The organism is Trebonia sp. (assembly GCF_049794275.1).
Classification (GTDB): Bacteria; Actinomycetota; Actinomycetes; order Streptosporangiales; family Streptosporangiaceae; genus Trebonia.
In genome coordinates this window covers 1-4,010 of sequence record NZ_JBARCR010000765.1, presented here as the reverse complement: position 1 = coordinate 4,010, position 4,010 = coordinate 1, and the positions used below count along the sequence as shown (strand labels likewise).

The window sequence follows — 4,010 nt, the reverse complement described above, 5'->3', positions numbered from 1 at the left end:
GCCGCCCGCCGAGCGCGCCGACGCCGCCCGCAACCGGCGCCTCCTGCTGGCCACGGCCCGCGAGATGCTCGCCGCCCACGGCGCCGACAAGCTGACCATGGACGGGCTCGCCGAGCGCGCGGGCCTGGGCAAGGGCACGGTGTTCCGCCGGTTCGGCACCAGGGCCGGGATCTTCCAGGCACTGCTCGACGACGACGAGCGGGCCTTCCAGCAGCAGGTGCTGTCCGGTCCCCCGCCGCTCGGGCCGGGCGCCCCGCCACTGGACCGGCTGACCGCCTACGGTCGCGCCAGGATCGGCTTCCTGATCAGCAACCGGGAGATCGCGCGGGCCGCGATAGACGGCCGGGACCCGGTGCGGCCCGGCACGGAGGGGCCCATGTCACGGGGGCACATCCGGTTGCTGCTCGGCCAGCTGCGGCTTGGCGCGGCCGACCTCGACGTGCTCGCCACCCAGCTCACCGCCGCGCTGGACGGGCCGCTGCTGCTGTACCTGTCCTCCGACGCGCTGGCCGGCGACGCCGCAGACAACGTCGCGGGGCGGCTGGCCCGCGGCTGGGAGGATCTCATCAGGCGCGTTGCCAGGCCCTAGCGGTACGTAACGACCGCACCAGGCTCCCCGGGCCAGGCTCCACGCGCAGCCGCGGCCGCTCCCCGAGCTCATGCCCCTCTTCGCAGGTCAGCGAGACCCGGATCCTGCCGCCACAGTCGGCGTGCCGTACCACGGCCGGCGGCCCCTCCGGGCCGGCGAGGTGACGGTCGCCCCACGCCATGAACGCCACCAGGACCGGCATCAGCTCGCGGCCAGGCTCGCTGAGCCGGTACTCGTGCCGCTCCCGCGCGCCGGGCTCGCGGTAGGCGGCGCGCTCGACGAGACCCGCCTCCGTCAGCCGGGCGAGCCGGCTGGCCAGGATGTTGCGCGCGATCCCGAGGTGACCGGCCAGCTCGTCGAAGCGCCGGACGCCGTTGGCCACGTCGCGCAGCACGAGCAGCGTCCACCGGTCGCCGATCAGGGCGAGCGTCCTGGCGATCGAGCAGGTGTCGCTGTCGTACGCGCTATACGGCCTCATGTCCGGCATCGTACGCGTGCTAGGTTGCTTTTAGAAACTCAGACGTGCGAGCGAGGTGGCCATGACGACAGTGACCGATACCGAACAGCCCGGCACTCAGCCCCGGCAGCGCACCTTCACCTGGGACGACCCAGTCGAGGGCGCCGCTACCGGGGCAGGCCTGAGCGGGGCCGAGTTCTTCGCGGGGATCGCCGACGGCACGATCGCGCCGCCGCCGATCCTGCGGGCGCTGGACTTCGACGGGGTCTCGTTCGGCGACGGGCGCGCCGTGTTCCGGCTGACGCCGCGGGAATTCCACTACAACACGCTCGGCGGCGTGCACGGCGGCGTGTTCGCGACGCTGCTGGACTCCGCGTGCGGCTGCGCCGTGCACACCAAGCTCCCTGCGGGCGTTTTCTACACGAGCCTGGACCTGTCGGTGAAGTTCCTGCGGCCGGTCACGGTTGCCACCGGCCCGATCACCGCCGAGGGCAACGTCGTGCACTTCGGCCGGCGGACAGCGCTCGCCGAGGCCAGGATCACCGACGACGCAGGCAAGGTGTACGCCACCGCGACCAGCAGCTGCCTGGTGCTGCGGCCGGAGTAGGGACGGCTGAGGCCGCGGAGTCGGTACCGTACGTTCTGAATATAAAAGATCTTCTAATTCCGGACGTCAGGTGGCTACTCTCCCAGCACCACCTCTCCCAGCATCACCGCACCATAAAATTCTGAATGCACGAACATCTGCACGATCATTTGATTGAATGTGACAGACGGTGCACGTGCATCTTTTGTGCTGGGAGTGGAGATCGCTAAGGTGTCTGAGCTTCAGGCTTACAACGGCATGCCAGCCTCCGGGCTGACGGAAGTCAGCTGGCGCAAGAGCGCCCGCAGCAACCCGAACGGAAGCTGCGTCGAGGTAGCCGAGCTCCCCGGCGGCGCCGTTGCCGTTCGCAACTCGCGCGACTCGGCCGGTCCCGCGCTGGTCTACACGCCGGCGGAGATCACCGCGTTTATCCGCGGTGTTAAGGACGGGGAATTCGACTACCTTTGCGGCTGATGCTCCCTGGAGGCGTGGTGGATGGCTTTGCTCGTGCATGCCTTTTGCGTGTGCAAAGCTATGCACCACTGGCAAACCGATGCGACACTATGTCCGTCTACCACGGCCGGGGGCGGCGGCAGGGAGCGTGTCGATGAATGTAAATCATGGGAAAAAGGCCGGGCCGGACCATGAGCCCGAGGGCAGGGGAGCGCTTGTCGGCGCGCAGAGCGGGCCGACCGTGCTGCGCATCGCGCTGGGCGCCCAGCTGCGCAAGTACCGTGACGCCAGCGGGCTGACCACGGCGGAAGCCGCCGAGGTGATCCGGGCGACGCACTCAAAGATCAGCCGGCTGGAGCGGGGACGCACCACCGCGAGGCAGCGGGACGTGGCCGACCTGCTCACCCTGTACGGCGTCACCGACGAGGCCGAGCGCGACAAGCTGCTTGAGCTCACCAGGGAAGCCAGCGTCCCAGGCTGGTGGCAGCAGTACAACGACATCCTGCCCAGGTGGCTCGAGCTCTACATCGGCCTGGAGAAGGCCGCGTCGATCATCCGCAGCTACGAGATGCAGTTCATCCACGGCCTGCTGCAGACCGAGGACTACGCCCGCGCGGTCATCCTCATCTCCAACGCGAGCGCGCCGACCGAGGAGGTCGAGCGCCGGGTCAGCCTGCGGATGCAGCGCCAGCGGCTGCTCACCCAGCCCGACGCGCCTGACTTCTGGGCCGTGCTCGACGAGGCCGCGCTGCGCAGGCCCCCGGACGGCCGCGCGGTGACGCGCGCCCAGCTCGAGCACCTGCTGGAGATCACCGACCTGCCGAACGTCACCCTGCAGATCATTCCGTTCAAGGCCGGCCCGCACCCCGCGGCCGGGGGGCCGTTCACCATCCTGCGGTTCCCGGAACCCGACCTGCCCGACGTGGTCTACCTCGAGCAGCTGAGCAGCGCGCAGTACCTCGACCAGCCGGACGACGTCATGACCTACCTGGCCGTCATGAACCAGCTGTGCGTGCAGGCCGCCAACGGCTCAGCAAGCAGGGACATGCTTCGGACGCTGCTCAAAGAGACCTAGCTCAGAGACCAAGCTCAAAGAGACCTAGACAGGAGAATTCGCGCGTGACCGAGAGCTCGTCCACGCCCGGAGGCAACGGGCCCGCCATCGACTCATCCATGCCGCATTCGGCCCGGGTGTGGAACTACTGGCTGGGCGGCAAAGACTTCTACCCGGTCGACCGCACGATCGGCGATCAGGTCATGCAGGTGTTCCCGGACATCAGCCGGCTCGCCCGCGCCGACCGCGCGTTCCTCGGCCGGGCGGTGCGGTTCCTGGCCGGGGAGGCGGGCATCCGGCAGTTCCTTGACATTGGCACCGGGCTGCCAACCGCAAACAACACCCACCAGGTCGCGCAGGCGATCGCTCCTTCCTCCCGGATCGTTTACGTCGACAACGACCCGCTCGTGCTCGTGCACGCCCGTGCGCTGCTCACCAGCACCTCCGAGGGCGCCTGCGACTACATCGACGCCGACATGCGCGACACGGCTACGATCCTTTCTGAGGCCGCCCGGACGCTCGACTTCTCGCGCCCGGTCGCGCTGATGATGCTGGGGATCGTCGGCCAGGTGCCGGACTCCGACCAGCCGGAGCTGATCATCAGGCAGCTATTGGAGCCGATGACGTCCGGCAGCTACCTCGCGCTCAGCGACGGCACCAACACCAGCGAGTCGTTCACCACGGCCGTCGAGGCGTACAACCAGAGCTCGGCGAACACGTATCACCCGCGCAGCCCTGCGCAGCTCACCGGGTTTTTCGACGGCCTCAAGCTGATCTCGCCCGGCGTGGTGGAACTGAACAAGTGGCGGCCGGACGCCACCCTGTTCCCCGACGCCGGCGAGGTACCCGGCATGGGCGGCGTCGGCCGCAA

At 69.1% G+C, this 4,010-nt stretch carries 6 protein-coding genes; 5 read left to right on the top strand and 1 reads right to left on the bottom strand.

Annotated elements, in window-relative coordinates:
- Positions 1-589, top strand: a 589-nt coding sequence (locus tag WA805_RS20020) for a TetR/AcrR family transcriptional regulator (protein WP_425243090.1), incomplete at its 5' end; no start/stop codon positions are given.
- Here WA805_RS20020 and WA805_RS20015 read toward each other — a convergent pair.
- On the bottom strand, positions 567-1,067 hold the full coding sequence (locus tag WA805_RS20015) for a winged helix-turn-helix transcriptional regulator (RefSeq protein ID WP_422272643.1): 501 nt from the start codon (positions 1,065-1,067) through the stop codon (positions 567-569). The two genes, WA805_RS20020 and WA805_RS20015, sit on opposite strands and share 23 nt — an antisense overlap.
- A 61-nt stretch (positions 1,068-1,128) precedes the next feature.
- Here WA805_RS20015 and WA805_RS20010 point away from each other — a divergent pair, with 61 nt between their 5' ends.
- The 4 genes from WA805_RS20010 to WA805_RS19995 all read left to right on the top strand — a co-directional run.
- Positions 1,129-1,653 carry a PaaI family thioesterase gene (locus tag WA805_RS20010; protein WP_422290157.1) on the top strand — a complete coding sequence of 175 codons (525 nt, stop codon included), beginning with the start codon at positions 1,129-1,131 and terminating at the stop codon, positions 1,651-1,653.
- A 237-nt stretch (positions 1,654-1,890) separates the two neighbouring features.
- Entirely contained in the window at positions 1,891-2,106 is a 216-nt protein-coding gene (locus WA805_RS20005) for a DUF397 domain-containing protein (protein ID WP_422290162.1), read from the top strand.
- A gap of 133 nt (positions 2,107-2,239) precedes the next feature.
- A complete protein-coding gene (locus WA805_RS20000) occupies positions 2,240-3,160 on the top strand; it encodes a helix-turn-helix domain-containing protein (protein ID WP_422290158.1) in 921 nt (306 codons plus the stop codon).
- Between the two features lie 44 nt (positions 3,161-3,204).
- Positions 3,205-4,010, top strand: an 806-nt coding sequence (locus tag WA805_RS19995; RefSeq protein ID WP_425243089.1) for an SAM-dependent methyltransferase, incomplete at its 3' end; no start/stop codon positions are given.

What these genes read in the sequence shown, in the direction of transcription:
- WA805_RS20010 (WP_422290157.1), top strand. Translation starts at nt 1,129, where the DNA reads ATGACGACAGTGACCGATACCGAACAGCCCGGCACTCAGCCCCGGCAG.
- WA805_RS20000 (WP_422290158.1), top strand. Translation starts at nt 2,240, where the DNA reads ATGAATGTAAATCATGGGAAAAAGGCCGGGCCGGACCATGAGCCCGAG.
- WA805_RS20005 (WP_422290162.1), top strand. Translation starts at nt 1,891, where the DNA reads ATGCCAGCCTCCGGGCTGACGGAAGTCAGCTGGCGCAAGAGCGCCCGC.
- WA805_RS20015 (WP_422272643.1), bottom strand. Translation starts at nt 1,067, where the DNA reads ATGAGGCCGTATAGCGCGTACGACAGCGACACCTGCTCGATCGCCAGG.